Genomic DNA, 25,394 nt, shown 5'->3' with positions numbered 1-25,394 from the left:
TGCAAATATCATGGAAAGAAAAATATTTACAGATGTTAGCAATGAATTATGGAATGATTGGAATTGGCAAGTAAAAAATAGAATAACAACAGTTGAAGAGTTGAAGAAATATATACCATTAACAGAAAGCGAAGAACAAGGAGTTGAGGAATGTCTTAAAACTCTAAGAATGAGTATAACTCCATATTACTTATCATTAATTGACCCAACAAATCCTAATGACCCTGTAAGAAAACAAGCTATACCAGTTTCAAGTGAATTAAAAGTTTCAGATGCTGATTTAGATGATCCACTTCATGAAGATGGAGATTCACCAGTACCAGGACTTACTCATAGATATCCAGATAGAGCATTACTTTTAATAACTGATCAATGTGCAATGTACTGTAGACACTGTACTAGAAGAAGATTTGCTGGACAAAATGATGGAGCTCAACCAGTTGATAGAATAGATAAAGCTATAGAATATATAAGCAATACACCAGTTATAAGAGACGTATTATTATCAGGTGGAGATGCACTTTTAATGAGTGATGAAAAATTAGAATATATCATAAGTAAATTAAGAGCAATACCACATGTTGAAATAATAAGAATAGGAAGTAGAGTTCCTGTAGTTATGCCTCAAAGAATAACTGATGATTTAGTTAATATGCTTAAGAAGTATCACCCAGTATGGTTAAACACTCACTTTAACCACCCAAATGAAATAACACCAGAAGCTACAGAGGCTTGTAGTAAAATGGCAAATGCAGGTATACCATTAGGTAACCAAAGTGTTTTACTACGTGGTGTAAATGACTGTATGCATGTTATGAAAACATTAGTTAATAACTTAGTGAAAATAAGAGTAAGACCATACTATATATATCAATGTGACTTATCTACTGGAATAGAACACTTTAGAACTCCTGTATCTAAAGGTATAGAAATAATAGAAGGTTTAAGAGGACATACATCAGGATACTGCGTACCAACATTTGTTGTAGATGCACCAGGTGGTGGTGGCAAAACTCCTGTTATGCCAAATTATGTAATATCTCAAAGTTATGATAAAGTAATACTTAGAAATTTTGAAGGGGTTATAACTACTTATACAGAGCCAAAAAACTATAGCCATATATGTGAATGTGAAGTTTGCAAAGGTGAAAAATCAGTACATAAGGTAGGGGTAGCAGGATTATTAAATAATGAAAGAATGACACTTGAGCCAACTGAATTAGATAGAAAGAAAAGAGAATTAAGTGCTCATCTAGGTTAATTTTTTAATAAAAGCCAAAAGATATTATAGGTTATAAATCTATAATATTTTTTGGCAAATAAAGATACATTGCTTATAAAAATAAATTTAGATTTATAAGGAAAAATTTATGAATATAGTAAATGAAATATTAAAATATAAAAGTATGTCTATTATAGGAAATTATAAAAATGTAGGTAAGACTACAACTCTAAATTACATACTAAAGGAATGTATAAGCAAAAATATAATACTAGGTCTTACATCAATAGGAGTTGATGGAGAAGGCGTAGATGTTGTTACTAAAACTTATAAACCAAGGATATATGTAAATAAAAACACTATAATAGCTACAGCTAGAAGTTTAGTTTTAGGAAGTGATATAACTAAAGAAATTCTAGAGATTACAAATATAACAACGCCACTAGGAAATATAGTTATATTTAAATCTTTAAGCGATGGATATATAGAACTTGCAGGACCATCTATAAATACTCAAATAAAGTATATATGTGAAAGATTAAGGTATTATGGAGCAGATTTGAGTATAGTTGATGGAGCTTTATCTAGAAAAACATTAGGATCACCATCTATAACAGATTCTACAGTATTTTGTAGTGGAGCTGTAATAAATAAAGATGTTAATAAGGCAGTCGAAAAAATTATATATGAAGCTAATATTTTAAATCTTGAGAAAATAAATGACAATAAACTTTATGAAGTTTATAAAAATATAAAAAATCAAAAGGTTAGCTTAGTAAATAAGGATTATTCATATAAAAGCCTAAATATAAATACAACTCTAAACTCTTCTAAAGAAATTATAGATAGTGTAGATGAGAATACTAGATATGTAGTTATAAATGGAATTGTTACTAATAGTTTTATAAATGATTTTATAAAAAGTGGAAATAAATACAAGAATATAACCATATTAGTTGAAGATAGTACAAAAATATTTTTAGATAAGGATATATTTGATAAGTATGTAAAGCTTAAAGGAAATATAAAAGCTATAAATAAAGTAAACTTAATAGGAATTAGCATAAATCCAACATCAATAGAAGGCTATAGCTTTGATGAAGAATATTTTATAAATAGTATACAAAGTAAGACTAATATAAAAGTATTTAATGTTATGAATCTTTAATATAAAATAATTAATATTTGAAAAATAAGCTTTTATAAACAAGAAGGTGATTATATCCAGTCATTTATAACAAACGAAGTAAATACAGTTACACCATATGGAGAAAAAGAAAAAGCCGATATAAAAATATATAAAAAAGAAAATAGAGATAAGTTAACAAAAGAACTTAACTATATTGAAGAAATAATAAGCAGTCAAAAAGAAAATAAAATTGTGTATGACAATATACAATATGAATTCTGTAAAATTAAAAATATAAAGAATACTATAAATAGATTAGAAAACAAAAATATATTAGATGAAATAGAACTGTTTGAAATTAAAAACTTTGCTGTAAGTTCTAATAAAATAATAGAAAACTACTCCAAACTAAATATAAAAGTAGACTATATAAAATATAAAAGTGTAGATGCAATAGTAAAACTATTAGATCCGGATGATTTGAAGTTGACGACATTTCAAATATATGGTGCATATAGTAAGCGATTATTACGTATCAGGCAAAATAAAATAAACATAGAAAAAACTATATTTAGTGAAGCTGATATAGAAAAAATTGAAATGTTAAAAAAAGAAAGACTTGAAATAGTTGTTCAGGAAGAACAAGAAGAATTAAAAATAAGAAAAGCTTTGAGTGAAAAGTTATATAATTACCTAAATGATATAAATGAAAATATAAAATCTATAGGAAAATTAGACTTACTTATTGCCAAAGCTAATTTAGCAATTAAATACAATGCTATAAAACCTAGTATAAATAATGAAAATAAAATATATTTTAAAGATCTTCTAGATCCAAATTTAGAAAGACTTTTAAGTTCACAAGGTAAAAAATATATACCTATAAGCATAGAAATAGACAAAAAAATAACCATAATAAGTGGTGCTAACATGGGCGGTAAAAGTGTAAGTATTAAAACTATAGCACTTAATTTATATCTATTTCAATGTGGATTTTATGTTTTTGCAAAAGAAGCGAACTTATGCATACTAGACTTTATATATGTAGTAAGTGATGATATGCAGGATATAAATAAAGGTCTAAGTACATTTGGAGCGGAAATTATAAAACTAAAAGAAATAACAAAATTTATGAAGATAAGAGATGGGTTTGTGGCATTAGATGAATTTGCAAGAGGAACCAACCCAATAGAAGGAAGAGTACTTTTAAAAGCTACATGTGAATACTTTAAAAAGTATAACTCTGTAAGCTTAATATCTACACATCTAGATGATATAAATATAGATGATGCTACATATTATCAGGTTAGAGGACTTAAGAATGTAGACTTTGAAGGTTTAAAACGTCAAATAGACTTAAAAATTGGAAATGGTAAGAATTTCAATAGTATAAAACTACTTCAAGAATACATGGATTATAGACTAGAAAAAGTAGATAAAGAAGCTAAAGTTCCAAAAGATGCTATAAATATATGTAAGTTACTAGGACTTGATAATGAAATAATTAATATAGCGGACAAATTAAGTAAATAAGCGGTCAAGGGGGAATTAATATGAGTAAATTAAATTTAGATTTTAGCATAGTTGAGAAGGCTCGTGAATCAGCACACAGTATAGTAATAGATACACAAGCATTTATAAATAAACATACTACAGTATCAGTAGAAAGAACTGTACTTAGATTACTAGGTGTAGATGGTGTAGATGAATTTGGTGTACCATTACCAAACATAGTTGTAGAAAGTATAAAAAATTCAAATAATGGTTCTTTGGGAATGGGTGTAGCTTACTATATAGGTAATGCTATGATAAATACAGGTCTTAGTTCACAAGAAATAGCGGAAAAAATATCTGAAGGTGAATTAGATTTATGTTCACTTAAGGAAAATGATGTATTTGAAGTAAAGCTTAAAATAAATGAAATAGCTAAAAAAAGTGTAGAACAAATAAAAGAGAATAGAAGTAAAAGAGAAAACTTTCTAAATGAGTATGGAGATAAAACAGGACCATATTTATACGTAATAGTTGCAACTGGAAATATATATGAAGATATAACTCAAGCAGTAGCTGCAGCTAAACAAGGGGCAGATATAATAGCAGTAATAAGAACAACTGGACAAAGTTTACTTGACTATGTTCCGTATGGTGCTACTACTGAAGGATTTGGTGGTACTTATGCTACTGGTGAAAACTTTAGATTAATGAGAGAAGCACTAGATAAAGTAGGATCAGAACTTGGAAGATATATAAGACTTTGTAACTACTGTTCAGGGTTATGTATGCCAGAAATAGCAGCTCTTGGAGCTCAAAATAGATTAGATGTAATGCTAAATGATGCCTTATACGGAATATTATTTAGAGATATAAACATGAAAAGAACAATGATAGATCAATATTTCTCAAGAATAATAAATGGATTTGCTGGTGTTATAATAAATACTGGTGAAGACAACTACTTAACAACAGCTGATGCAGTAGAAGAAGCACATACTGTACTTGCATCTCAATTTATAAATGAACAATTTGCATTAGTTGCAGGACTTCCAGAAGAACAAATGGGGCTAGGACATGCATTTGAAATAAGTCCAGATGTTGAAAATGGATTTTTATATGAATTAGCTCAAGCTCAAATGGCTAGAGAAATATTCCCTAAAGCACCTCTTAAGTATATGCCACCGACTAAGTTTATGACAGGTGATATATTTAAAGGACAAGTACAAGATGCATTATTTAATATGGTAACAATAATGACAGGACAAAAATTACACTTATTAGGTATGCTTACTGAAGCTATACATACTCCATTTATATCAGATAGAGCGATTTCAATTGATAATGCTCAGTATATATTCAATACTATGAAAGACTTAGGTAGTGAAATAGAGTTTAAAAAAGATGGAATTATGTGTAATAGAGTTGATGAAGTTTTAAATAAGGCTTATGAACTAATAGCAGAGATAGAAAAAGAAGGATTATTCAAAACATTAGAACAAGGTAAGTTTGCAGGAATAAAAAGACCTGTAGATGGAGGAAAAGGTCTTGATGGAGTTGTTATGAAAGAAAGTGTATACTTCAATCCATTTATAGAGTTAATGTTAGACAAAGAGTTAGTATTAGGGGGTAACTGTTAATGAGCGGATTATATTCTATGGACAATAAAGAGTACGATAAGAATATTGATTTGAAAAACATAAAGCCGTACGGAGATACTTTAAATGATGCAAAGGTGCAAGTAAGTTTTACATTACCCATAAAAGATGATGAAAAAGGTATAGAAGCTGCTAAACTTACTGCTAAGAATATGGGACTTAGTGATATAAATGTTGCTCACCATAAAGCACTTGATAGCGAGTTTACCTTCTATGTTGCATATGGAAGTTTAGAAAAGGGAATAAACTACGAAGATATACATGTAGAAGTAGCACAAGAAAATACAATGGATAAATATGAAATAGAAAAATATATAAAAGAAAATATAAAAAGAGATGTAGTTGTAGTTGGAGCTAGTACAGGAACAGATGCCCATACGGTTGGTATAGATGCAATCATGAATATGAAAGGTTACGCAGGAAATTATGGACTTGAAAGATATAAAGGAATAGAAGCATATAACTTAGGAAGTCAAGTTCCAAATGAAGAATTTATAAAAAAAGCAGTAGATCTTAATGCAGATGTATTATTAGTTTCACAAACTGTAACTCAAAAAAATGTTCATATAGAAAATTTAACTAACTTAGTGGAATTATTAGAAGCAGAAGGACTTCGTGATAAAGTGGTACTTCTTTGTGGAGGACCAAGAGTAAGCCATGAATTAGCAAAAGAATTAGGATATGATGCAGGATTTGGTCCTGGTAAATTTGCACAAGATGTTGGAAGCTTCTTCGTTGAGGAGTTAGTAAACAGAAATTTAGTATAAATAAATAATACATCACATGTAGGATAAAGAATGCAAAAGAGAAGAGAGTCTTATATTAGACTCTCTTTAGTTGTATCAGTATGAACTCATATTAGTTCATATTGATTAATCTTATATTTTATTTTGTTGGATTTTATATAAGACTTTTATATATTATAGTTAAATACATAAGTATTAGTATTTTCATCCATAAACTCTAAGTAAGTATCTTTACTAAACGTTGGATTAAAATCATTTAATATATCCTTAGAAACCTTAGCATCATCGTATAATAAATCAATCAACGTCATAGCCATAGCTTTAGCAGGAACTATATAAGCTAACCCCTCATCACTCATTTCATAATCCTTAGTATGAAGAGCACCTGAAACGCCCCCTATCCAAGGGTGTATACAAGGCATTAATTGAGAAATATCACCAAAATCAGTAGATCCAGCAGTAGCTATAATATCTGTTATAGTATCATCATTACCACCCATAAGCTCTACAAAGTTTTTCTTAAATACAGAATCCATACTATCATCTGAATTAAGATGAAGATATCCTATACAGTCTTCTATTATAACTTCACCGCCAAGAGCCATTTCAGCAGCATTTAAAGATCTATTTATCTTCTTATTAGCATCCATCATAGCATCTATACTGGCAGCTCTAACCATAGCCTCCATAGTAACCTTAGATGGAACAACATTAACAACATCTCCTTTCATTTAAGTAATTAACTAACCATGTTGCCATTTCTAATTCTTGATTAGAAGGACTGTCTATTTTAACCATTTCTATAAAATTATTTACTAATCTTTCTTTAGATAACATATGAATATCTCCCTTTTAATTAATAGTATTTATTAAAATGACTGCATTTTAAAATGCAGCCAATTTATATTAAACAGCCTTTTGGCTAGCTTTTGCTTCTTCTAATTCAGTTATTTTCTTACCAATTAATATTGTACCGAATAATGCAGGTAATATAAAGTCAAATGATGCTGTTACTGCAGGTGGTAATACTGATAATATTGCTTGTCCGAATACTACACCTAAAGATAATATAACTATATTAACTATTATAGACACCGCTATTCCGATATGTTAGATGTATTACCAGATATAAATGTCATATATGTACCACTAACACTTATTTGAGATACTGTACCAGCTATTATAGCTGCTATTGGTGGCATAATTCCGAATATTCCAGACACTACAACGATAGGTCCAAAACATAATATAATTCCTAATAATAAAGTTGCTTTACCACATTTAGTTATACTAGGGATATAATTTTTTGAATAGTAATTGTTGTTCATTTTTGTATCCTCCTTCAGATTACATCATATTTACTATAACTGTACTTATTATCATTCCGCCAAATATTGCGAAAGATAAAGCCCATTCTTTTATCCATTGTATATTTTTATCTTTAGCTATTTTAGATAAAATCATCATTATTACACATCCGATTATAGTTGCTATTGCAGATGGAGAAGTAAATGTAACTGAACCTTCACCAGTTATAAAGTTTCCTGATGCTAAGTAAGCAAAAGCACCTAACATAGCACAAGCTGATATTATAGGAACTAATTTTTCATTACCTTTTGATAGTAAGTGATTGACTTTATCCATTTTATCAGTAAATAAAAGTGTGAATATTAACCAACCTAAAGAACCTAAAACCATTACCCAAACTGAAGTTGCGAAAGCTGTAGTACTCATACCAGCGCCTAAAGTTTCACCAACAGCTTCAGCACCAACCCACATAAGTGGATGATTTGCAATTTCTAAATAATTCATGTTTATTCCTCCTAATATAAAATAAATAATTTTAATATTTTTGACAAATTTGTTTAGACGTGTCAAAAATATGTCCTAAACAAATGACAAAGGAAAAATATTTCAAAGTCAATAAAAATGTTAAAAAATACAGATAAAAGAAATAAAAAGTCGTAAAATACAAAATTAAAAAAATAAATAATATTAAATTATAGTTATTATTTTAAAAAAGTTTAATCCTAAATTTTGGAAAAGATTTATTTAATAAAATAGTAAGAGAATATTTTTATGCAACGACAGAGCTGTTAAGGAAATAATGGAAAAATATTGAATAAAAACTATATAAATAGTATTATATATATAAAAATTAGAAATAGGGGATAAATATGAATACAGTAGAGATGAAAAATGGCCAATTAGCTGAACTAAGAAATGCAGAGGAATATGATGCAAAAAATATTATTGATTTTTATAATATAGTTGGAGGGGAAACTACTTTTCTTTCATTCTGTGAAGGTGAGTATAGGGTTAGTGTAGAACAACAAGCAAGTATTATTAAATCATGCAATGAGTCAAACAATAATACGATGATAATTGCATTAGTAGATGATAAGATAATTGGAATAGGTACTATATCATCAAATCAAAAGAAAAAAGGAAAACATGTTGGGATTTTAGGGATTGTTATAAAAAAAGAGTATTGCAATATAGGGCTAGGTAGAATAATTATGGACTACTTAATAGATTGGTGTAAATCAAATAAAATAACTAAAAAAATAAGTTTGGTATCTAGCCAAAATAATCCAAATGCAATAGAACTATATAAAAAGTGTGGATTTGAAGTAGAAGGAATATTAAAGAATGAAGTTTGTATAGATGGAGAATTCTCGGATTTAGTGAGTATGGGGTTAATGATATAATTTTTTAAAGGGCAAGTTGAGTTTTATGGTTCTTACTCATTTTTGGGTAAATGATGCTATTTTAATAAAGGTGGACACGTTAAAACTAATGTGTCCACCTTTATTAATTATATTTAGCTATTTTCGTAATACCCATACTTGAGTAAGAATCAAATACTCGATAACCCCTTTTATAATATTATTAACTAGATTTTTAAAAGGTAACTGGACTAAAATAAAAATAAGATAAATAAATAACTAAGGAGGATATAAAAATTAAAAAATTATAATTGAAGAAAAATTTTGGGTCTATTACCTAATGCTAAAATAGGAATTATTGTTTGTAATGATATAGATAACAATATATATATAACTTATAATAATATACAAAATTTGCTATAATAGAAATTGTGGCTTAATTAGAAAAAGATAGAATGGTAAGGTAAGTATAATTAGTTTTAATATTTGGGAGGTCAAGATTATGTATTCAGAGGGGAATTTAATATCATTTACGGAACTTGGAGATAGTTATGAAGGAATAGTTATTGAAAAAAGAGAAGATTCATCATTAATTATATTTGATATATATGGTAATATTAAGACTGTTTATAGAGAAGATGTTATTACTACTGATATAGAAATGAATATAAATTCAGTAAACAATCTTCTAGAATATTATAAACATCATTTAGATCAAAAAAAATATGAAGAAATAGTTAGACAGTACCAAGTTGAATTACAAGAATTACGCAAAATGTATTCTGAAAAAATTAGAAAAAATACAAGTATAATAGAAAAAATAAAAGATTCAAAAAATGAATTAATTGAAAAATTAGATATATATACCTATACAAATATTAATAAGAGATTTGATGAAATATTAAATTCAAAAATAAAAGTATGTGAAGTTTTTACAGATTTCACTAATAGTCTAACAGAAATACTTTTCAATAGATTATATGTTTTAGCAGAAGAAGGAACTTTTGATGTAGAAAAGTTAAAATTTATAAATTACTTTAATGATGGACAACCATATACACAACAGCCAAAAGAATGGAATGATGAAGCTAAAAATCAAGCAAATAGCTTAATAAGTAAAATTGATAAAGAATTAGGAATAGATACATGTAATTTATATAACACAACATTAGAAATAGAAGATAGGATAATTTTTGGAGGGGCATTAAAGGATTTAACTTTAGAAAGAAACTATAAGTTCATACCTAATAAAATTAGCAATAAAAAAGAAGAAATAGATAAAGTATTAATTGAAGTTTCTGATTTTGCTAAAAAATATATTCTAGATAAGGATTATATAGTACAAGACTTATGTGAAGATGATAAACCAGAAAATAAAATATTAATATTTCCTAAAGTACAAATATAAAATAAATATAGCAACTTATCCACAGTTTTTGAGGTAATATAATATCCTTAAGCGTAAAAAAGGTGGTTAAAATTAGAAAATATTTTCTGATTTTAACCACTTTTTTGTGGGGCTAAAACCTTTGTAAAAAAAAATGACATATAACTAAGGATACATCTAAAAGTGGAATATTTGAAAAAATATATAAATTAGTCTTAATAACATAAATTTAACAAAATAAAATAATTTTTAAAAATTAATAATATTGAAATGGATTTTATAATTTATTCAATTTATTAATAAATGTTTTTAAAACTAATTAAAAATATATAAAAGAAAATGTTTATTACAATATTAAATAAAAAACATATTTTATATAAAAAAATATTTGAATATACAAAAAAAACAAATTTAAAATACAAACAAATTTTAAAATTTAAAATATTACGTGTTTAATAAAACGTATTGTTAAAAAATAACAATGGTGTTATTCTAATAAAAATTTCAAAAATTGAAAAGAGGGAGACAAAATGTCGCAACAAGGGAATAATACAAAAAAATTAACTTTAGTACCTTTAATACTTATGATATTTACATCAGTATTTGGGTTCGCTAATATGCCAAGAGCATATTACTTAATGGGATATGCTGCAATTCCGTGGTATGTATTTGGGGCAATATTCTTCTTCATACCATTCGCACTTATGATGGCTGAATATGGTTCATCTTTCAAAAAAGAATCAGGTGGAATGTATTCATGGATGGAAAAATCAGTAGGTCCTAAGTATGCATTTATAGGAACATTTATGTGGTATGCATCTTACATAATATGGATGGTAAACGTATCATCAACAATATGGATACCTTTATCAAATGCAGTATTTGGTTCAGATTTAACTAGTACATGGTCATTATTTGGATTAAATTCAATTCAAACTTTAGGAATATTAGGAGTAATCTGGATAGCTTTAGTTACATTTGTATCAACTAAAGGTCTTGAAAAAATAAGTAAAATAACTTCAGTTGGTGGTACTGCAGTTACATTATTAAATGTAGTTTTACTAGGTGGGGGTATATTAGTAGTAGCATTAACTGGTGAATTAGCAGAGCCGATAACTAGTGTGGCATCTTCATTTATAAATTCTCCAAATCCTTCATACCAAAGTATACTTTCGGTATTGTCATTCTTAACATTTGCAATATTTGCATTTGGAGGATTAGAAGTTTTAGGTGGTCTAGTTGACCAAACAGAAAATGCTGAAAAAACTTTCCCTAAAGGATTAGTAATATCAGCGATAGTTATATCTTTAGGATATGCATTAGGAATATTTGCTTGTGGTACATTTACTAACTGGAATGAAGTTTTAGGTGGAAACAATGTAAATATGGCTAATGTTGCATATATATTAATGGGTAACTTAGGACTTAAAATAGGACAAGCATTTGGATTAAGTGAAGCAGTATCTTTAGCAATGGGAACTTGGGCTGCTAGATTTGTTGGTTTATCAATGTTCTTAGCTTTAACAGGTGCATTCTTTACTTTATCTTATTCACCTCTTAAGACATTAATACAAGGTGCTCCCAAAAAAGTTTGGCCTGGTAAATTAGGTGAAATAAAAAATGGAATGCCAATAAATGCAATGAAGGTGCAAGCAGGAATAGTTATATTTATGATAATTTTAGTTTCATTTGGTGGAGATAATGCTTCTGAATTCTTCTCTATATTAGTACTAATGACTAACGTTGCAATGACAATACCATACATGTTCTTATCAATTGCTTTCCCTAAATTTAAGAAAAAGCAATTAGAAGGTAAAGTAGAAAAAGCATATGTAGCATATAAATCATATGGGGTAGCTTTAGCAGCTTCAATAGCAGTTACAGGAGTTGTAGGATTTGCAAATCTATTTACAATAATAGAACCAGCTCTATCATCTAAAGAAGGTATGGTTCAAACTGTAGCTATGATAGCTGGTCCAGTAACTTTCTCTATAATAGGATTTGTGTTGTTTACAATTTATGAAAATAAAAGTAAAAGTAAAAATATTTTAAATAAAAAAGCTAACTAATAAGAATATATCTTAGAAGTTAAAATATATCCTATAGAATGGACAACTAAAAAGTCTGCTCTATAGGATTTTTTATTATATGCAAAGTATATATTGAGTAAATTGATATAACATCAAAAAAATAAGTTATAGTTCGGCTAAAATGAAAAATGCAATATTTTAAAAAAATATTGCATTTTTTACATTTTTAACATATACTTAATAAAAAGCAATACATACATAATAGAATACTTCTAAGTGGGGTGTAAAATAAGTGGAATACTTGATATTAGGGGATTGTGCGGTATCTATAGAGTTTGGGAATGAGATTAACCCTGAAATAAATAATAAAATAAAAAATTTTAATGATTTAATAAAAGCTTCTGAAATTGAAGGAATTATTGAAACGGTTCCATCGTTTAAATCATTACTTGTATATTATGATCCTTCAAAATTATATTTCAATGAAGTAAAAGAAATACTTTCTAATTTATCAAAAGAATTAGATACAAAAGTAAATAATAAAAAAAGAATAATAGAAATCCCAGTTTGCTATGATGAAGAATTTGGAGTAGATTTAGACTTTGTGAGTGATTATACTAATTTATCTAAAGATGAAATAATAAAAATTCATAGTTCACAGGAATACTTAATATATATGCTAGGTTTTTTACCAGGATTCGCTTATTTAGGAGGGATGGATAAAAAACTTGTTACACCAAGATTAACAAATCCAAGAGTAAGACTAGAGGCGGGCGCAGTTGGTATTGGAGGAGAGCAAACTGGAATTTATCCGTTAGCTTCACCTGGAGGTTGGAGAATAATAGGGAGAACACCAGTTAAGCCTTATGATATTAATAGAGAAAATCCAGTATTATATAGATCTGGAGATTATATAAAATTTACTCAAATTAATAAAAAAGACTTTTTTAAGATAAAAGATTTGGTAAATAAAGAATCTTATAATTGTAATATTATTGAGAGGAGTGAAGGATATTGGGGATTATAATTCATAATGGTGGTATGTACACTACACTGCAAGACTATGGAAGAATTGGTTATCAAGATTCAGGTTTTTCAGTATGTGGAGCAATGGATAAAAAAGCACTTACAATTGCAAATATACTTGTAGGAAACGATGAATTTGAAGCAGGACTAGAAGCAACTTTAGTAGGTCCTACTATAGAATTCACAAAAAATAATATTATTGCTGTAACAGGAGGAGATTTATCTCCAAAAATAAATGGAAAAAATATAGAAATGTATAAAGCTATTTTAGTAAAAAGTAAAGATATTTTAAGTTTTGAAAGTGCTAAAGCTGGAGCTAGAGCTTATATATCATTTTCAGGAGGATTAGAAATTCCCTTAGTAATGGGAAGTAAATCTACAAATGTAAAGTGTTCAATGGGGGGATATAAAGGAAATACATTAAAACAGGGAGATTTTATAAAATTTAACTCACCTAAAGAATACTTACCTAACTTCTTATCAAGAAAGATCAGTAATGAAGAAATATATGAAAATAATATAACTTTAAGAGTGATACTTGGACCACAAGATGATGCATTTACTAAAAAAGGAATAGAAACCTTTTTTTCTAAGGAATATGAAATAACTAAAGAATTTGACAGAATGGGATGTAGATTAGATGGTCCAGTTATAGAGCATAAAGAATCTGCAGATATAATTTCGGATGGAATAGTTTTAGGATCAATTCAAGTGCCATCTCATGGAAAACCAATTATAATGCTTAGTGATAGACAAACAACTGGAGGATATACAAAAATAGGAACAGTTGTATCTGTTGATATACATAAATTGGCTCAAGGAAAAGTTGGAGATAGAATACAATTTGAGCAGATAGATATAGATAAAGCTCAAAAACTTTATAGAGAAGAATTGCTAATTATTGAGAATATAAAAAAAATAGTAAATAAATCCTGTGTAGAGGTGTTAAATCCTAGAAATACCTCTAATCGTATAGAAAAATTAATACTAAGTAGTAATGAATAATGGGGGGATATTATGGATTACGATAAATTACTAAAATTAATAGAAGTAGTAGAAAAATCATCTTTAACTAAGTTTGCTTACAAAGAAGGAGATACTGAAATAAAACTAGAGAAAAAATGTGAAATTATTCATGAAGTAGCTAATAATTTAAAATCGGAGGAATTAGTTAGTAACCATATTGAAAAATTAGATATAGCCAAAGAAGATAATTTTGAATATATAAAATCCACATTAGTCGGAACTTTTTATGGTGCATCATCACTAGATGAGAAACCTTTTATTTCTGTTGGAGATAAAATAACTAATGGTCAAGTCATTGGTATTATAGAGGCAATGAAAATGATGAATGAAGTGAAATCTAATCATGATGGAGTAGTAGAAGAAATACTAATGGAAAATGAGCAAATCGTAGAATATGGTCAATGCTTAGTAAAAGTTAAATTAAGTTAATTATGGAGAGTAGATTATGTTTAATAAAATATTAATAGCAAATAGAGGAGAAATTGCAGTAAGAATAATACGTGCAAGTAAGTTATTAGGAATAAAAACTGTAGCAGTTTACTCTGAAGTAGATAAAAACTCTCTTCATACAGAACTGGCAGATGAAAAAATATGTATAGGACCATCAAATCCAAAGGAAAGCTACTTGGATATGAATAAAATTATAACTGCAGCATTAGTTACAAACTCCGATGCAATTCATCCAGGATTTGGTTTTCTATCTGAAAACAGTAAGTTCGTTAACTTATGCAAAAGTAACAACATAAAATTCATAGGTCCCAACAGTAGCATTATAGACGCTATGGGAAATAAATCAAAAGCAAGAGAAACTATGATAAATGCTCGAGTTTCAGTTGTACCAGGGAGTCAAAATCCCATCTATGATAGTGAAGAAGGCAAAAAAATTGCAAATGAGATAGGCTATCCTGTAATTGTAAAGGCTTCTTCTGGTGGAGGCGGCAAAGGTATGAGGATAGTAGAAGATGAAATTAAATTTACTAGACTATTTAATCTAGCTCAAAATGAATCATTAAATGCTTTTAATGATAACACTATGTACATAGAAAAGTACATTAAAAATCCTAAGCATATAGAAGTTCAAATTTTAGGAGACAAATATGGAAATGTAATTCATTTAGGAGAAAGAGATTGTTCTATACAAAGGATGCATCAGAAAATGATTGAAGAAGCACCATCAGCATTTTTAAATGAAGAAACTAGACAAAAATTAGGCCAATGTGCAGTAAAAGCAGCTAAAGCTGTAAACTATGAAAATGCAGGGACTATTGAGTTTTTAGTAGATGAAAATTCTAATTTTTACTTTATAGAAATGAACACTAGAATTCAAGTAGAACATCCAGTTACAGAAATGGTTACAGGTATCGACTTAATAAAAGAACAAATAAGGATAGCTATGGGAGAAAAGTTATCTTTATCTCAAGAAGAAGTTCGTATTAAAGGTCACTCCATTGAATGTAGAATAAATGCAGAAAATCCAGCTAATAACTTTATGCCATCCCCAGGGAAAATTACAGCATTACATTTACCAGGAGGCTATGGAGTTAGAGTTGATACAGCTCTTTATAATGGTTATAAAATTCCACCAAATTACGATTCTATGATAGCTAAAGTAATAGTTCATGGAAGTAATAGAAAAGAAGCAATAGAAAAAATGAAGGTTGCTTTAGAGGAATTAGTTGTAGGTGGAATTAAAACTAACGCAAACTTTCAGTACTCAATAATGAATAATAAAACGTATATAGAAGGAAATGCAAATACTGGATTTATAGCAGAGTTATTAGAGTAATTCCTAATTCATTAGGATGCATGATAATAACATATATAATGAAGAAATAATAGGATGAGCTGGGGGGAGATAGATGTTGAAAGTAGATTTAAATTGCGACTTAGGAGAAAGCTTTGGAAGATATAAGTTAGGATTAGATGAAGAAGTAATTAAATACATATCTTCTGCAAATATAGCTTGTGGATTTCACGCTTCAGATCCTTTAGTAATGGACAAAACAGTAGCTTTGGCAAAAGAAAATAATGTATCAATAGGTGCTCATCCTGGTTACCCTGATTTGGTAGGATTTGGAAGAAGAAATATGGATATATCAATAGATGAAGCTAAATCTTATATAAAATATCAAATTGGAGCATTATACTCATTCTGTAAGTGTAGCAACGTAAAACTATCTCATGTAAAACCTCATGGAGCTTTCTACAATATGGCTGCTAAAGACTATAAATTAGCAAAGGCTATATGTGAAGCTATATATGAATTTGACTGTGAATTAATACTACTAGGTTTATATAATAGTCAAATGATAAAGGCGGCAAAGGATGTAGGAATAAAATATGCAAAAGAAGTATTTGCAGATAGAGCTTATGAAGAGGATGGTTCACTAGTAAGTAGAAACAAAGAAGGTGCAATTATACATGATGAAGATTTGGCTATATCCAGAGTAATAGAAATGATACAGAAAAAAAGAGTAAAGTCTATTACAGGAAAATACATAGATATAGAAGTTGACTCTATATGTGTACATGGAGATGGAGAAAAAGCTTTAGAGTTTGTGAAGAAAATAAAAAGAAAATTAAAAGAAGAAAATATAGAAATCAAACCATTTAATGAATTTATTTAATTTTGCGTATTTTAGTAAGGTATTAAAAAAGGGGGAAGTTATATGGAAAATTCAAAAACTAAATTTTCAAATGTAAAAGAAAGTAAGTTTAAAGAAAGACTAAGAAATATCGGACCAGGAGCATTAATCGCAGCTGGATTTATCGGGCCAGGAACAATAACAACGTGTACTAAATCGGGAGCAAGTAGTGGGTATACTTTATTATGGGCAATGTTATTTTCTACAATAGCTACAATGATATTTCAAGAAATGTCTGCTAGATTAGGAATAGTAACTCAAAAGGGACTTGGAGAAAATATTAGAGAAAAAATAGCGAATAAAACACTAAAAGGAATTGCTGTATTTATTGTTATAGTAGCTATTTTTGTAGGTAACATAGCTTACGAAACAGGAAACTTGGTTGGAGGCTCAATGGGACTGTCTACATTAGTACCATCTGTGCCAAATCAAATTTGGGGTCCAGTACTGGGAATATTAGCATTTACTTTATTATGGTCAGGAAATTATAAGAAAATAGAAAAAATACTAATCGGTTTAGTTCTAGTAATGAGTGTAACCTTCTTTACTACTGCAATAGTCTCAAAACCAGACTTAGGAGCGATAATAAAGGGTATGTTTATACCAAGTGCAGGTGCAAATGATTGGTTAACAATTGTTGGACTTATAGGTACTACAGTAGTTCCTTATAACTTATTTTTACATGCATCATCAGTATCAGAACGTTGGAAAAACAAATCAGATATAAAAAATGCTAGAATAGATACTATAGTATCTATAGGATTAGGTGGATTAATATCTATGGCAGTTATAATATCTGCATCTGCATCTTTCTATGGAACAGGAATTGGAGTAGATAGTGGTGCAGTAATGGCACAGCAACTAGAGCCACTACTTGGTTCATGGGCAAAATGGTTCTTTGGAATAGGATTATTTGCAGCAGGATTTACTTCAGCAATTACAGCTCCTTTATCAGCGGCATTTGCAACAACTGGAGCACTAGGATATAAGAAAGATATGAAGAGTGGTAAATTTAAAGCTGTATGGATGATAGTGTTAGGTGTAGGTATAGCGTTAAGTGCTTTAGGAATGTCTTCAAGTCCAACAGAATTAATATTAATAGCTCAAGCAGCTAATGCTATAATACTACCAATAATAGCTATATTCTTAATATATGTTTTAAATCACAAGGATTTAGGAGAATACAAAAATAAACTGTGGAACAATATTTTAGGATTATGTATAGTAGGAGTAACTCTAGCAATAAGCTACCGTTCACTATTATCATTTGTATCTACAATAAAAAGTCTGTTCTTATAAAAAATAAGGTCTCTATATAAGAGGCCTTATTTTTATTAAAAATATTTAAATTATAGAGAACAATATTATTAAACCTAATAATATATAAATTATCACACTAAGCCATTTTATCTCGCTTGTAAATTTATAATGAATATAGTAGTAAATAAAAACAGCAGCATATGAAACTATTAAAGCTATTACACCTAAAAGTACATTTCCAGTAGCCATATATCCTACAAAAAGCAAAATTCCTATAAAAATAAATACATACGATAGAGTTGCTAAGTTTTTTAGTTTAAACAAATTAAATCACATCCTTTGACTAAAGTTAAGTATAATAAAAAAACAAAAAAAATTCAATAGATTAAATGAAATAGAAATCTCTAGTAATAATGTAGATGGTGGAAATCATATAGCGCATGAAAATGGACAATTAGGTGGTAGAGTTGGAGGGCAAATAAGTATTTCTTATTTAAGGCTAAATTTTGTAATTATATTTATGAAAACCACATAAGTTTTTATATGAGGTGGTTTGTATGGATATAAAAGAAGATAAAGAATTAAAATTTATAATAGATAAACTTATAGAGTACTCTAATGAAATTGATGAAGAAATTAAAATATTAACTAGAAAGAAAAAAGAAGTAGAAAAAGTTATAAAATCCTATATAGTGGATATACAGGATACAGAAGAAAAGCAAGTTTTAGAAATTTGCTATGAAAGTGATTATTTTCATACATACTTGAATAGAAAAATTAGAGGAAAAGAATTATATAAAATTAAAAAGGACAACCTTCAAGAACTAATTAAAAAACAAGATTACCATAGCATTGAAATAAAATCTTCTGTACAACTAATAAGAAGGTTAATAAAAAACATAGAGGAATGTAAATATGAATGGGAAAAACTAAAAGCTGAAGAAATCTTGGCTAAATATTTAAATTACATAAATAGAACTAGAGAAGAAAATAAAAAAAATGAATTAGATAAAGATAAAATAGAATTGATAAAGCACTTTATTAATTCTAGTGGCAATGAAATAAATTACCTTAAAATAAAAAAATACTTTAACAATACATATCTGCCATTAAACAAAGATATTAAAGAAAGTAATTATAAGATTAAATTAATAAAGAAAAACATTGATTAGATAGAATATAGTTTAAGTTGGAGGAGATTTAAGTGCAAGTGAGCATATTAAGTAGAAATAATAAGGATAATTCTCTCTTCACCCAAAGTTTATATCAGTTATTTAGAGCAAAAGGAAATACACTAATATTAGTATATCCATCTATGAGAAAAACAGTTTTTGATAAAGGTTATAAAAGAAATTGTGAAGATGAAACGAAAGAAGATGTATATATAAGGAAGTCAAAAATTTACACAAGAGAAAACTTTAAGAATTGTATATTAGAAGGTTTTAATGGTTGTGAAAATCCAACTATTAAGTTAATTGGAAGTATGCAAGACGATAAGTATAAAAAAGATATGGTTTGCTTTGCCTTTGAATTAGAAAAAATGCTAGAAAATGATGAGATAAAAATTGAACTATATACAACAAAACAAAAAAACTACTATAACAAAGTTGCTATAAAGCTAGATGATTTCAATATAAAAATGATGATTACTGGTAACAGTAATATTAGTACAATATCATTATGGTCAAATAATGAAAATAATTATAATGAAGATATAGATATTCTCATATGGGATAAATATAGACTAGAAAAAAATATATTAAATAATATAAAAAATATGCAGACTACTCTTGCTTTAACAAATTCAAGTTATACGGAAATAATGAAAAGTTACAAATTAATAAATGAAGAAAATTTAAAAATAATTAATAATAATAGTTTTATAATTTCACCTCTAGAGCCTTATAGATTAAAAAATAAAATTTTAGAAGAAACAAACAGCCTTAATTTTACAAAAATTTATGTGAAACACTATAAATTAGAACTATTAAAGGGTGTTTATTATTACTATTTGGAATTTTATAAAGAAAGAAAAGATAAAAGTGTAGAAGCTAAAGAAAAATATGGGTGCCTTAAGTCGAATTCAAGGGAATACATGGCCAGCATAAATCAAAAAAATCTTTTTTATACTCTAGAAATTATTCAAAGAGATGCAGTTATTAAACAACTATTGTTTGAAACTGCAAATGGAAATATAAACTTTTATGAATTAATAGTTAGTATTTTAAATTACAATGATGAAGAAATAAAAAATATGTTCAAAAGAAATGCTAACCAAGGTTTTATAAAATATTATAATGAAATTTATGATTATAAACTTTAAAATTAATGATTATAACTTTAAAAGATATTACTCAGACAATAATTGAAGTAGGGAAAATATTACTTGGGCAATAATTAAAATAGGACAATATAGTTAGTTATATATAAGAGATTTATGTAATATAATATAAAAACTATATATTGGGGGTGTCAATTTGAAAAATTGTAATAAATGTGGTGCCCAACTAGACGATAAAAGTATATTTTGCCCTAACTGTGGAAGTAAAATTGAAGAAAATAATATTAAAGAAACTAAAGTTACTCCAGAGAAAAAAATAAACAAAATAATAATTGCCTTGGCAATAATTATCGTACTTGTTTTTGGAGGGGTAATATTATTTAAAGATGATATAATGTATAACTATTATACTATGAAAGGCGATAAAGAAAACTCAATAAATGTATCTATAGAGTATTATATAGAGGCATTAAAAGTAAAGTATTCTAGTGATATAATAGATAAGATAAATGATAAAATAAAATTGGATGAAAATTTTGAGAGTACATTATCTAATTTAAAAGGAATAGTAAAAGATAGTGACTTAAACAACTTATATATAAAAGCATATGTAAATAAGGCAAAAGAAAACTTCAATAATAAAAATTATGAAACAACATGGAAATATTTAGCTAAAGCTGAAAATTATAATTATAATACTAAGACTTTTGAATATTATAGTGATTTAATGGCAGTTCAGAATGAAAAAGATAAGCCTGATGTAACTCAGAATATATCTGTATACAATAATCAGCAACCAGTATATAATGGTGACCTGTATGATTATTATATCATTCCTGATAGTGATATTAGATATTTAACTGTAGAAGTATTGAGTAGTTATGATAGAGAAACTTTAGGTTACATCAGAAATGAAATTTATGCAAGACATGGGTATATTTTCAAAACTGAAAAATATAGACAGTATTTCGGTAGTATGCTTTGGTATTTTCCAAATCAATACGTTAAAGGAGATTTTAGCTACTTAAATGATGTAGAAAAATATAATGTTGAATTGATAAAAAGCTTAGAATAAATATAGTAAGAATAGGTATAATTAGAAAATATACAATTAATATATATACATTAATAAGAAAGCTTAGAAATTTTTAATAAGAAATTTCTAAGCTCTTTTATTTTGTCTTTGTTTTAAAAAATACAAAATAATGCTAATATAAGTGTAGTATTTAAATTGCTATTAAAAATATAAAATAGCTAAACATATGAGGAAATTAAAATGAATAAAGTAATAAAACTATCAATAAGAAATTTAGTAGAATTTATAATGAGACAAGGTAGCATAGATAACAGATATGTAGGAAGTGTCAAAGCAATTGAAGGCATAAGAGGTCACCAAAAAGTTCAAAAATCTTACGGTGATAATTACAGTGCCGAAGTAAGTTTAAAACATAATTTTAACTATGAAAATTTAGAGTTTCAAGTAGAAGGAAGAGTAGATGGAATTTTAACAGAAAATGAAAAAATAATAATAGATGAAATTAAAACTACTACCAAAGACCTTCTTCTAATAGACGAAGAATATAATCCACTGCACTGGGCTCAAGCAAAGTGCTATGGTTATATATACTGTGTTCAAAATGGTCTAGAAAATATTGATATACAAATAACCTATTATAATATAGATAATAAATCAACTAGAATCCTGAGGAAAAATTTTGAATTTAAAGAACTAGAAGAATTTTTCTTTTGGCTGATTAAAGAATACAAGGATTGGGCAGAAATCGAAGGCCTATGGATAGAAAAAAGGAATAAAAGTATAAAAGAGCTAACCTTCCCTTTTGAAAATTATAGACCAGGGCAAAGAGAATTTGCAGTTAGAGTTTATAAAAGTATAGTAGATGGAAAAAAATGTTTTGCACAAGCTCCTACAGGTACAGGCAAGACTATATCCACCTTATTTCCAACTATTAAAGCTATGGGAGAAGGACAAACTTCAAAAATATTTTATCTTACAGCAAAAACAATAACTAGAGAAGTTGCTCAGAGTAGTGTAGCTTTAATGAAAAAACAAGGCTTAGAAATAAAGTCTGTAACAATAACAGCTAAAGACAAGATTTGTAAAATGGAAGAGACAAATTGCAATCCAGAGTATTGTCCTTATGCTAAAGGCTATTACGATAGAATAAATAGTGCATTAAAAGAAGTTGCATCAAAATACAATGATTACAGTAGGACAAGTATAGAAAAAATTAGCGAAGAATACAAACTTTGTCCTTTTGAACTTTCTTTAGACTTAACCTTATTTAGTGATGTAATAATATGTGATTATAACTATGTTTTTGATCCAAGAGTTTACTTAAAAAGATTCTTTGAAGTCAAAACTACTGATTACACTTTTTTAATAGATGAAAGTCATAATCTAGTAGATAGAGCACGAGAGATGTATTCATCATCTATAAATGAAGAAAGCTTTACTAAGATAAGAAAAGTTTTAGGTAAAAAAGATAAAAGGCTTACCAAAACCATAAAAGAAATAGAAAATTATTTTAAAGATAAAATAAAAATATTAAAATCTTTAGATGAAATTAATTTAGTAGAAGAAGATTCACCAATAGAGTTGTGTGGTATTTTAAGTATGTTTATAAAATTTATGGATGAATACTTATCAAATAACAAAGAAGAAAACCAAGAAGTAATGGATTTATATTTTGATGTATATAAATTTTTATCAATTAGTGAGCTATATGATGAAAATTACACTACTGTATTTACAAATGATTTTTCAGGAGGAAGTGTAAAGTTATATTGTGCCAATCCATCTAAAGAAATTAAAGCTAAAATGCAAAAAGCTAAATCTTCAATAATATTTTCAGCAACATTAATACCTATGGATTACTTTAAAATGATGTATGGGGCATTGGAAGATGATTACTTAATAAACTTAAAAAGTCCTTTTGAGGTATATAATAGGCTTCTATTAATAGGAGACAACATAGCAACTACTTACAACAAAAGAGAAGAAACTAGTGAAGAAATAGTAAAGTACATAGTAAATTGTGTACAAGGTAAAAAAGGAAATTACATGGTGTTTTTCCCATCCTACAAATATATGGAACTTGTATATGAGAAACTTAAGGATAATAACCCTGAAATTAATGCAACTATACAAGAAAGTAACATGAGTGAAGAAGCTAAAGAAGAATTTTTATCTATGTTTGATGAAGAAAATGAAGATACTCATGTAGGTTTTTGTGTTTTAGGAGGTCATTTTTCGGAAGGAATAGATTTAACTAATGACAAACTTATAGGTGTTATTATTGTAGGGGTAGGTATGCCACAAATAGGTATAGATAGAGATATTATAAAAAATAACATGAATGAAGACAATAAAGGGTTTGATTATGCCTATGTTTATCCTGGTATGATAAAAGTACTTCAAGCAGCAGGTAGATGTATTAGAACTGATGAGGATAAGGGGGTAATTATGTTATTAGACAGTAGATATTCTCAAAAGCGTTATGCGAGCTTGTTTCCTCATGAATGGTATCCAAATTACAGAATTAGAAGAAGTGAAGATGTATTAGCTTTATGTAATGAGTTTTGGGATAAGCAGAATAGTTAGTAAGTATTTAATCTAGATAACTAAGTAATTCTATAGATTATGTAATAAAAGTTCTAAAATAGTTTTATTATATAACAATATATATTGAAAAAAAATAACAATAAAAATATAATTAGAAGGTAATAAAATTTTAAATAATAAAAAGGACATTGGTGGTTATATGAATATTTTAGAAAATAAGAATATAATAATACAAGTAAATGACTCTGGAGCGGAACTGTGTAGAATTTATTCTAAAGAAAATAGTAAAGAATACTTATGGAATGGAGACAGTAAATATTGGGGGAGATATTCACCTGTATTATTTCCAATAGTAGGAAGACTTAATGATAATGAAACTTACATACAAGGTGAAAAATATCAAATGGGTCAACATGGATTTGCTAGAGATATGGAGTTTGAACTATTAAATAAAACTGAAGATAGTATGGAGTTTTCATTACAGTATAATGAAGAAACTTTAAAAAAATATCCATATAAATTTAAATTAAATATAATATATAAACTTGAAGATTCTAAGGTTGATGTAACGTGGGTAGTAAAAAATTTAGATGATAAAGAAATCTTCTTCTCTATAGGAGCTCACCCTGCATTTAATGTACCGTTTAGCAAGGAAGATAATATAGAAGATTGTTTCTTAACTTTTAGAAATAGAGACAATGTAAAACAATATACCTTAGAAGGTCCTTATGTTGGTAGCAACAAGGAAATAGAAGGTATAGAAAAATTAGACTTAAGAGCAAATTTATTTGAAAATGATGCTCTTGTATATAGTGGTGTAGATGAAATTACTATAAATTCTACTAAAAGTAAAGAAAAAATTAAAGTTACATTTGACAACTTCCCTTACGTAGGAATCTGGTCACCTTATTACAAAGAAAATGATACTGTAGCACCTTTCTTATGCATAGAACCATGGTATGGAGTTGCGGATGAAGTAAACAGTAATAAGGATTATAGTACTAAGTTAGGTATTAACAAATTAGAAATAAATGAAGAGTTTAAATGTAAGTATAGCATAAGCTTAATATAATGAAATTAGAAGTAAACTTGAAAAAGTTTACTTTTTTGTACGTTCAGCATGTCTACTGAGCCGATAGGTTGAAAGAAACCTTATCGCCTAACCAACAGGAAGATAACCCGTAAGCAAGGGCGTCACTGGTAACGGTGAGTCTGAAGGAAGCCGAAGGGGGAATATGGAA

Annotated in this window: 24 protein-coding genes; 19 read left to right on the top strand and 5 right to left on the bottom strand. The window is 27.7% G+C overall.

The window, feature by feature from the left end:
- The first annotated feature begins 10 nt into the window (after positions 1–10).
- The 5 genes from ablA (at position 11) to ACRC03_RS02030 (ending at position 6,267) form a co-directional block, all read left to right on the top strand.
- Entirely contained in the window at positions 11–1,261 is a 1,251-nt protein-coding gene (ablA, locus tag ACRC03_RS02050; RefSeq protein WP_438650889.1) for a lysine 2,3-aminomutase, read from the top strand.
- 109 nt (positions 1,262–1,370) lie between these two features.
- Complete coding sequence (locus tag ACRC03_RS02045; protein WP_438650888.1) at positions 1,371–2,390, top strand: hypothetical protein; 1,020 nt, start codon at positions 1,371–1,373, stop codon at positions 2,388–2,390.
- Between the two features lie 213 nt (positions 2,391–2,603).
- The gene (locus ACRC03_RS02040; protein WP_438650887.1) at positions 2,604–3,884 is read left to right on the top strand and encodes a MutS-related protein; all 1,281 of its coding nucleotides are present in this window, start codon (positions 2,604–2,606) and stop codon (positions 3,882–3,884) included.
- Between the two features lie 20 nt (positions 3,885–3,904).
- On the top strand, positions 3,905–5,482 hold the full coding sequence (locus tag ACRC03_RS02035) for a lysine 5,6-aminomutase subunit alpha (RefSeq protein WP_438650886.1): 1,578 nt from the start codon (positions 3,905–3,907) through the stop codon (positions 5,480–5,482).
- Positions 5,482–6,267: an OAM dimerization domain-containing protein gene (locus ACRC03_RS02030; RefSeq protein WP_438650885.1), complete on the top strand. Its 786-nt coding sequence runs from the start codon at positions 5,482–5,484 to the stop codon at positions 6,265–6,267. The genes ACRC03_RS02035 and ACRC03_RS02030 overlap by 1 nt, the downstream gene beginning before the upstream one ends.
- A gap of 146 nt (positions 6,268–6,413) precedes the next feature.
- Here the strand turns inward: ACRC03_RS02030 and ACRC03_RS02025 are convergent, their stop codons facing one another.
- The 5 genes from ACRC03_RS02025 to ACRC03_RS02005 form a co-directional block, all read right to left on the bottom strand.
- Entirely contained in the window at positions 6,414–6,977 is a 564-nt protein-coding gene (locus ACRC03_RS02025; RefSeq protein ID WP_438650884.1) for a hypothetical protein, read from the bottom strand.
- A complete protein-coding gene (locus ACRC03_RS02020) occupies positions 6,958–7,083 on the bottom strand; it encodes a hypothetical protein (RefSeq protein WP_438650883.1) in 126 nt (41 codons plus the stop codon). Before ACRC03_RS02020 ends, ACRC03_RS02025 begins: the two co-directional genes overlap by 20 nt.
- A 69-nt stretch (positions 7,084–7,152) precedes the next feature.
- Positions 7,153–7,341, bottom strand: coding sequence for a hypothetical protein (locus tag ACRC03_RS02015; protein WP_438650882.1), 189 nt, complete (start codon positions 7,339–7,341; stop codon positions 7,153–7,155).
- A gap of 2 nt (positions 7,342–7,343) precedes the next feature.
- Complete coding sequence (locus ACRC03_RS02010; protein ID WP_438650881.1) at positions 7,344–7,574, bottom strand: hypothetical protein; 231 nt, start codon at positions 7,572–7,574, stop codon at positions 7,344–7,346.
- A 19-nt stretch (positions 7,575–7,593) separates the two neighbouring features.
- On the bottom strand, positions 7,594–8,058 hold the full coding sequence (locus ACRC03_RS02005) for a DUF5058 family protein (RefSeq protein WP_438650880.1): 465 nt from the start codon (positions 8,056–8,058) through the stop codon (positions 7,594–7,596).
- A gap of 365 nt (positions 8,059–8,423) precedes the next feature.
- Here ACRC03_RS02005 and ACRC03_RS02000 point away from each other — a divergent pair, with 365 nt between their 5' ends.
- The 14 genes from ACRC03_RS02000 (at position 8,424) to ACRC03_RS01935 (ending at position 25,225) form a co-directional block, all read left to right on the top strand.
- A complete protein-coding gene (locus ACRC03_RS02000) occupies positions 8,424–8,957 on the top strand; it encodes a GNAT family N-acetyltransferase (RefSeq protein ID WP_438650879.1) in 534 nt (177 codons plus the stop codon).
- Positions 8,958–9,417: 460 nt separating this feature from the next.
- The gene (locus ACRC03_RS01995; protein WP_438650878.1) at positions 9,418–10,323 is read left to right on the top strand and encodes a hypothetical protein; all 906 of its coding nucleotides are present in this window, start codon (positions 9,418–9,420) and stop codon (positions 10,321–10,323) included.
- Positions 10,324–10,832: 509 nt separating this feature from the next.
- On the top strand, positions 10,833–12,371 hold the full coding sequence (yjeM, locus tag ACRC03_RS01990) for a glutamate/gamma-aminobutyrate family transporter YjeM (protein WP_438650877.1): 1,539 nt from the start codon (positions 10,833–10,835) through the stop codon (positions 12,369–12,371).
- A 253-nt stretch (positions 12,372–12,624) separates the two neighbouring features.
- Positions 12,625–13,359, top strand: a complete 735-nt coding sequence (gene pxpB, locus ACRC03_RS01985; protein ID WP_438650876.1) for a 5-oxoprolinase subunit PxpB — start codon at positions 12,625–12,627, stop codon at positions 13,357–13,359.
- Positions 13,347–14,363, top strand: coding sequence for a biotin-dependent carboxyltransferase family protein (locus ACRC03_RS01980; RefSeq protein WP_438650875.1), 1,017 nt, complete (start codon positions 13,347–13,349; stop codon positions 14,361–14,363). Before pxpB ends, ACRC03_RS01980 begins: the two co-directional genes overlap by 13 nt.
- Before the next feature lie 12 nt (positions 14,364–14,375).
- Positions 14,376–14,813, top strand: a complete 438-nt coding sequence (accB, locus tag ACRC03_RS01975; RefSeq protein WP_438650874.1) for an acetyl-CoA carboxylase biotin carboxyl carrier protein — start codon at positions 14,376–14,378, stop codon at positions 14,811–14,813.
- A 16-nt stretch (positions 14,814–14,829) separates the two neighbouring features.
- Positions 14,830–16,170, top strand: a complete 1,341-nt coding sequence (locus tag ACRC03_RS01970) for an acetyl-CoA carboxylase biotin carboxylase subunit (protein WP_438650873.1) — start codon at positions 14,830–14,832, stop codon at positions 16,168–16,170.
- A gap of 73 nt (positions 16,171–16,243) precedes the next feature.
- A complete protein-coding gene (locus ACRC03_RS01965) occupies positions 16,244–17,011 on the top strand; it encodes a LamB/YcsF family protein (protein WP_438650872.1) in 768 nt (255 codons plus the stop codon).
- A 42-nt stretch (positions 17,012–17,053) separates the two neighbouring features.
- Positions 17,054–18,328, top strand: a complete 1,275-nt coding sequence (locus tag ACRC03_RS01960) for an Nramp family divalent metal transporter (RefSeq protein WP_438650871.1) — start codon at positions 17,054–17,056, stop codon at positions 18,326–18,328.
- A 518-nt stretch (positions 18,329–18,846) separates the two neighbouring features.
- Positions 18,847–19,461 (top strand): hypothetical protein, encoded by a 615-nt coding sequence (locus ACRC03_RS01955; protein WP_438650870.1) that lies wholly within the window; start codon positions 18,847–18,849, stop codon positions 19,459–19,461.
- A gap of 38 nt (positions 19,462–19,499) precedes the next feature.
- Entirely contained in the window at positions 19,500–20,612 is a 1,113-nt protein-coding gene (locus ACRC03_RS01950; protein WP_438650869.1) for a hypothetical protein, read from the top strand.
- Positions 20,613–20,766: 154 nt separating this feature from the next.
- Positions 20,767–21,645 (top strand): YARHG domain-containing protein, encoded by an 879-nt coding sequence (locus ACRC03_RS01945; protein ID WP_438650868.1) that lies wholly within the window; start codon positions 20,767–20,769, stop codon positions 21,643–21,645.
- 201 nt (positions 21,646–21,846) lie between these two features.
- Complete coding sequence (locus tag ACRC03_RS01940; RefSeq protein WP_438650867.1) at positions 21,847–24,192, top strand: ATP-dependent DNA helicase; 2,346 nt, start codon at positions 21,847–21,849, stop codon at positions 24,190–24,192.
- 160 nt (positions 24,193–24,352) lie between these two features.
- On the top strand, positions 24,353–25,225 hold the full coding sequence (locus ACRC03_RS01935; protein WP_438650866.1) for an aldose 1-epimerase family protein: 873 nt from the start codon (positions 24,353–24,355) through the stop codon (positions 25,223–25,225).
- Positions 25,226–25,394 lie beyond the last annotated feature (169 nt).

This window comes from Romboutsia sp. (assembly GCF_051659545.1).
In the GTDB taxonomy this organism is placed as follows: domain Bacteria; phylum Bacillota; class Clostridia; order Peptostreptococcales; family Peptostreptococcaceae; genus JBOFOR01.
Note: the sequence above shows the minus strand (reverse complement) of the source record. Positions and strands in the feature narration are given on the sequence as shown.

Coding starts and splice junctions, on each gene's coding strand:
- ACRC03_RS02020 (WP_438650883.1), bottom strand. CDS start 7,083: ATGTTATCTAAAGAAAGATTAGTAAATAATTTTATAGAAATGGTTAAA.
- ACRC03_RS02000 (WP_438650879.1), top strand. CDS start 8,424: ATGAATACAGTAGAGATGAAAAATGGCCAATTAGCTGAACTAAGAAAT.
- ACRC03_RS01995 (WP_438650878.1), top strand. CDS start 9,418: ATGTATTCAGAGGGGAATTTAATATCATTTACGGAACTTGGAGATAGT.
- ACRC03_RS01940 (WP_438650867.1), top strand. CDS start 21,847: ATGAATAAAGTAATAAAACTATCAATAAGAAATTTAGTAGAATTTATA.
- ACRC03_RS01960 (WP_438650871.1), top strand. CDS start 17,054: ATGGAAAATTCAAAAACTAAATTTTCAAATGTAAAAGAAAGTAAGTTT.
- ACRC03_RS02025 (WP_438650884.1), bottom strand. CDS start 6,977: ATGAAAGGAGATGTTGTTAATGTTGTTCCATCTAAGGTTACTATGGAG.
- ACRC03_RS02005 (WP_438650880.1), bottom strand. CDS start 8,058: ATGAATTATTTAGAAATTGCAAATCATCCACTTATGTGGGTTGGTGCT.
- ACRC03_RS01965 (WP_438650872.1), top strand. CDS start 16,244: ATGTTGAAAGTAGATTTAAATTGCGACTTAGGAGAAAGCTTTGGAAGA.
- ACRC03_RS01955 (WP_438650870.1), top strand. CDS start 18,847: ATGGATATAAAAGAAGATAAAGAATTAAAATTTATAATAGATAAACTT.
- ACRC03_RS01970 (WP_438650873.1), top strand. CDS start 14,830: ATGTTTAATAAAATATTAATAGCAAATAGAGGAGAAATTGCAGTAAGA.
- ACRC03_RS02010 (WP_438650881.1), bottom strand. CDS start 7,574: ATGAACAACAATTACTATTCAAAAAATTATATCCCTAGTATAACTAAA.
- accB (WP_438650874.1), top strand. CDS start 14,376: ATGGATTACGATAAATTACTAAAATTAATAGAAGTAGTAGAAAAATCA.
- ablA (WP_438650889.1), top strand. CDS start 11: ATGGAAAGAAAAATATTTACAGATGTTAGCAATGAATTATGGAATGAT.
- ACRC03_RS02035 (WP_438650886.1), top strand. CDS start 3,905: ATGAGTAAATTAAATTTAGATTTTAGCATAGTTGAGAAGGCTCGTGAA.
- ACRC03_RS01935 (WP_438650866.1), top strand. CDS start 24,353: ATGAATATTTTAGAAAATAAGAATATAATAATACAAGTAAATGACTCT.
- yjeM (WP_438650877.1), top strand. CDS start 10,833: ATGTCGCAACAAGGGAATAATACAAAAAAATTAACTTTAGTACCTTTA.
- ACRC03_RS02030 (WP_438650885.1), top strand. CDS start 5,482: ATGAGCGGATTATATTCTATGGACAATAAAGAGTACGATAAGAATATT.
- ACRC03_RS02045 (WP_438650888.1), top strand. CDS start 1,371: ATGAATATAGTAAATGAAATATTAAAATATAAAAGTATGTCTATTATA.